The 5,276-nt window shown below is 75.8% G+C and carries 4 protein-coding genes; all 4 read right to left on the reverse strand.

The window, feature by feature from the left end; all coding sequences use genetic code 11:
* Positions 1-988, reverse strand: a 988-nt coding sequence (locus tag AB0L40_RS26195) for an ATP-binding protein (RefSeq protein ID WP_364361486.1), incomplete at its 3' end; no start/stop codon positions are given.
* A 197-nt stretch (positions 989-1,185) separates the two neighbouring features.
* Positions 1,186-2,040, reverse strand: a complete 855-nt coding sequence (locus AB0L40_RS26200; protein WP_364361488.1) for a hypothetical protein — start codon at positions 2,038-2,040, stop codon at positions 1,186-1,188.
* Positions 2,041-2,984: 944 nt separating this feature from the next.
* Positions 2,985-4,907 (reverse strand): potassium transporter Kup, encoded by a 1,923-nt coding sequence (locus tag AB0L40_RS26205; protein WP_364361490.1) that lies wholly within the window; start codon positions 4,905-4,907, stop codon positions 2,985-2,987.
* A 145-nt stretch (positions 4,908-5,052) separates the two neighbouring features.
* Positions 5,053-5,276: hypothetical protein (locus tag AB0L40_RS26210; RefSeq protein WP_364361492.1), on the reverse strand; the 224-nt coding region annotated here is incomplete at its 5' end.

Genomic DNA, 5,276 nt, shown 5'->3' on the forward strand with positions numbered 1-5,276 from the left:
ACGCCGCCCCGTGGTACCCCACGGACTGCACGCGCGGGGGGGGGACCCGCGGGGGGCCGCCCGCCCCCCCCACCCGGCCGGCGCGCTGGGCCTCGCCGTGCGCGCCGGCGCCGATTCCGGACGGCTCCAGCGCCGCGAGCAGCTCGGCGCGGGAGGCGCGCTCGTCGGCGGCCGCGACCCCGAGGGCGCGCCGCGCGCCGGGGGACAGGCGCTCGAGGTCGTCGCGGAAGACCCGCTCGACGACCTGCGACGGGCGCTGCGGGGTGGCGTCGGCGGCGTGGTCGCGCTCCGGGTCGGCGGCCAGCGAGCGGCCGAGCTCGACCAGCGCGAGGGGGAACCCGCGGGAGGCGTCGGCGATCCGGCGGCAGGCGGGGTCGGAGACCGCGTCGCCGGCGGCGGACCGGGCGAGCGCGCGGGCGTCGTCGTCGCCGAGGCCGTCGAGGGCCAGCTCCTCGAGGCCGCGGTCGCCGAGCCCGCGGTCGGGGGTCGGGCGGGCCGAGACCACGACGGCGACGCCCTCGGCGTGCAGGCGCCGGACGACGAAGAGCAGGGTGTCCAGCGACCCGGCGTCGACCCAGTGCGCGTCGTCGAGGACGACGAGGACCGCGCCGTGGCGCTCGGCCGTGGCGCTCAGGAACGCCAGCAGGGCCGCGGCAACCGCGAACGCGTCGGGGGCGGGGCCGGCGTCGATCCCGAGCGCGATCTCGAGCGCCCGGCGGTGGTGCTCGGGCAGGTCGTGGCGGAGCCCGAGGACGGGGGACAGGAGCTCGTGCAGGCCCGCGAACGGCACGTCGGACTCGGCCTCGATCCCGCGGGCGCCGAGCACCGCGACGCCGCGCCGGCGGCCGAGCTCGACGGCCTCGCGCACCAGGGCGGTCTTGCCGATGCCGGCCGGGCCGCGGACGAGCAGCGCGCCGCTGCGGCCGGCGACCGCGTCGCCGACGAGGGCCTCGAGGCGCTCGCGCTCGGCCCCGCGGCCGATCAGCACGACGTGCTCCGCATCGAAGACATCGTACGCCGGGGGTCGGGTGGCGCAAGGCCGCTGGGGATGCGCCCCACCCGGGCCCGGGTGACGCGGCCCCGGGTGACGCGGGCTCGCGTGGGCCGGACGCGGCGGGCGCGGCGCTGCGTGGGACGGGCCCCGCTCCCGCCGCTCGTGCGCGGCGGGACGGCCCGGTCTGCGGTTCAGCGCCGGAACGTGAGTCGGAGGTCCAGGACGGTGCGGCCCTCGGTGTCCTCGGCCGGCTGTTGCTGCTGCTCGGGGTTCGGGTAGACCACGACGGTCTTCACCCGCACGGTCCGCGAGCCCTTGCGGGCCTTCAGGAGCTGCTTCAGCGGCAGCGGCGCGCGCGACTCGATCAGGCTCCCGCCCCACTCGCCGCGTCCCTGGGTGATCGCGATGTCCGCGTCGCCCTGATCGTGGTCGGCGCAGGTCGCGGGCAGCGAGTGGGAGCGGTCCTCGCCGGGCCAGTCCTGGGCCCCGCGCAGGAGCGCCCACCCGGGCTTCAGGGCCTTCAGGGGGTTCTGGACCATCGGGTCGCCCGCGTCGTAGACCTCCTTGCGGGACGTCCCGAACCGCAGCCGCACCGCGCCGGTCGCCTTGCAGGAGCGGGATCCCTGCACGTTCTCGTTCTTCCCCTGCCCGCCGCCGGAGCCCCCGCCCGGGCAGCCGGAGATGTCGGCGTAGCGTCGGTCGAAGTCGCGGCGCAGCTCCGCGGCGGCGGGCACCGTGACGACGGCGCCGGAGAAGCTCGGCGTCCCGTCCTTCGCGACCCGCACCTTCAGGGTGCCCGGCTTCGCCTTGGTCGTCCCGAACGTGATCGTCTGCTCGCCCGATTCCTCCTCGGGCCAGTCGCAGCTCGGCGCCTGGCGCTTGACGTACTTCCACGTCGTGGTCTGCGTGCCCTCGACCGCGACGCGGAAGGTCGTGGCCTTCGGGGCGGCGGTGGCGGGGGCCGCGGCGGCGAGGGCGGCGGTCGCGGCGGCGAAGACCGTCGCCGCCGTCGCGACGCGGTGGCGGGGCGGCGCGGCCGGGGACACGTCGGTGCCCAGGCGGGAGGGCGCGGATGGGACTGAGGCGAGCGCGACGGTGCGGGAGGCCGCGGAGGATGCAGAAGGGGGCGGGACCACGGTGGAGGCAGAGGCGTGCGGGATGGTGCGGGAGGCCGCGGAGGAGGGCAAGGAGGGCGCGACCGCGCGGGAGACCACGGACGAGGCAGCGGCCGGCGGAACGGCGCAGGAGGCCACGGACGAGGCGGAGGCCGGCGGAACGGCGGGTGAGCGGCGAGGGACGAGCACGGGGGACTCCCGGTCGAAGGGGCGGCGGGCGGGCGCGGGGAACGCCGAACGTCACCGTGCCCGCCCCGGGGCGCCACCGCATCGGGGACCTCCCCGGAGCTGCGCGGCACGGGCGCGGGCCTCCGGGTCCGCCGTGCCGGCCCGCGACGGTGTCGGACCGGGGCCGGGCGCCGGCCCCGTGGACGAACCGCGAACGGCGGCGGACCGAAGACGGGCGCCCGCCCCCGGACCGCGGACGGCGCCGGTCGGCGGTCGGCGGTCGGCGGTCGGCGGTCGGCGGTCGCCCGGCGGCACCCGACGTCACGCGCACCGGGACCAGTCGCGCTCCGCGACGCCATGTCCTGAGTGAATGGATCCATTCACCAGCGAGATGACGCGTCCCGGGAGGCGCGATCCGGGCGCGCGATCGCCGCGGCACGAGCCGCCCCGATCGTCCGGAGCGCCCCAGTCCCTCCGCATCACCCCGGCCGGGTCCTCCCGGCGCCGCGGGCCGCTGCGCCCGCGGTCGGACCGACGCGGACACGTGCCGCCCCGCGGCACGTACGTGCGTCGGTCCGCCGGGTCGTCGGAGTGACGCGGATACGTGCGTCGGTCGGCCCCCTTCAGAACGCGATCCGCGACCCCATCGTCACGACCCGCTCCCTTCAGAACGCGATCCGCGACCCCATCGTCACGACCCGCTCCCTTCAGAACGCGATCCGCGACCCCATCGTCACGACCCGCTCCGTCGGCAGGCGGAAGTAGTCCGCCGGGCTCGCCGCGTTGCGGGCCATGGCGACGAAGAGGGCCTTGCGCCAGCGCGCCATTCCGGGCGAGCGGTCGGGGACGATCGTGATCTGGGAGAGGAACCAGGTCGCGTGGTACGGGTTGAAGTCGACCTCCAGGCCGCCCGGGGTCCGGCGGGCGAGCGCCAGGGCCTCGGGGACGTCCGGCCGGTCGAGGTAGCCGAAGCGCAGGGTCACGTGGCTGTAGCCGTCGTGGTCGTAGCCCAGGTGGTCGAAGACGATCCGGTCGGCGCCGGGGACGTGCGGGACGGTCAGCGTCTGCACGGTCACGATCACGACCTCCTCGTGGATCGCGTGGATCCGGTCCACGGCGACGCGGAGCGCCAGCGGCGTCGTGTCGCGCGACGGGTTGAGGTAGATCCCGACGCCCGGCAGGCGCTTGACGGGCGGCACGAGGGCGTGCATCCGGTCGACGAACTCCTGCAGCGGGCCCTCGGCCTGCACGCGCGCGGCGGTCACCTCGCCCCGGCCGCGGTCCCAGGTGGTCAGCAGGACGAAGACGATCGCCCCGATCAGCAGCGGGAACCAGCCGCCGTGCAGGATCTTCGTCGCGTTGGCGGCGAGGAACAGCAGGTCGACGGTGACGAAGCCGACCACGCCGGCGACGACCATCCAGACCGGCTTGCGCCACAGCGCGCGCACGACGACGAGGAACAGGATCGAGTCGATCAGGAGCGTGCCGGTGACCGCGATCCCGTAGGCGGTCGCGAGCTTCGCGGAGGACCCGAAGCCGATCACGAGCCCGAGCACCGCGACGAACAGCCCCCAGTTGACCGCCGGGACGTAGACCTGGCCGATCTCGTCCTCCGAGGTGTGGCGGATCGAGAGCCGCGGCAGGAACCCGAGCTGCACCGCCTGCCGGGTGACGGAGAACGCCCCCGAGATGACGGCCTGCGACGCGATCAGGGTCGCGAGCGTCGCCAGGACGACCATCGGGATCTGCGCCCAGTCGGGGATCAGCAGGTAGAAGGGGCTCGAGATCGCCGACGGCTGGTCGAGGATGAGGGAGCCCTGCCCCATGTAGTTGATCATCAGGGCCGGGAAGACGACGAGGAACCACGCGCGGCTGATCGGCTTGCGCCCGAAGTGGCCCATGTCGGCGTAGAGCGCCTCGGCGCCGGTGACCGTCAGCACGACGGAGCCCAGCGAGATGAACGCGATCCCGGGGTGCGAGGTGAAGAACTCGACCGCGTAGGACGGCGACAGCGCGCGCAGGATGTCCGGGTGGTGGACGAGCCGGCCGAGCCCCGCGACGGCGAGCACCAGGAACCAGAGGACCATGACCGGCCCGAAGACCTTGCCGATGATCTCCGTGCCGAAGCGCTGGATCGCGAACAGCCCGGTCAGGACGGCGATCGTGAACGGGAGGACGAAGTCCTTCAGGCCCGGGGCGGCGATCTCGATGCCCTCGACGGCCGAGAGGACGGAGATCGCAGGCGTGATCATCCCGTCGCCGTAGAAGAGCGCGACGCCGAAGAGCCCGGCCGCGATCAACGCGGCCTTCACCCATGGTCGCTGGATCCCGGCGCGCCGGACGGCCGCGACGAGGGCCATGATGCCGCCCTCGCCGTGGTTGTCCGCCCGCATGATGAACGTGACGAACTTGATCGAGACGATCAGCGTCACCGACCAGACGACGAGCGAGATGATCCCGTAGACGTCCCCCTGGGTCGGCTTGACCGCCCCGTCGTCCGCGGCGAAGACCGCCTGCAGGGCGTAGAGCGGGCTCGTGCCGATGTCGCCGAAGACGACGCCGAGCGCGCCGAGGGTCAGCGCCGCCTGGCCGGCGTGCGGCCGGGGCGCTGGAACGCGGGGAGCGGGCATCGCGGGCGGACTGTACGCACCGCGGCGGCCGTCGCCGTGAACGTGGCGCGACGCCAGGCGTCGGGGCCACGGCGGGCGCCGCGGCCGAACCGCCCCGGGCGACGGCCCCGGAGGACGCGTCGGAGCCCGGCGTCGGAGCCCGGCGTCAGAGCCCGGCGGCGGGTGTCGCCACCCGGCCCACGACCACGCGCCAGGAGCCGGACTTCGGGACCACCGTCCGGAAGCCGCCGTCCTTCAGCGCGACGCGGCGCACGGTCGTCCAGCGGTCGCCGTCGCGGCGCTGGAGCCGTCCGGCCGCGCCCCGGGGCGCCGGGCGGACGCCGCCGACCAGGCGACAGCGCGGGGGGACGCGCGGCGCGCGGACCTTCA

The organism is Patulibacter sp. NPDC049589 (assembly GCF_040675535.1).
GTDB lineage: Bacteria > Actinomycetota > Thermoleophilia > Solirubrobacterales > Solirubrobacteraceae > Patulibacter.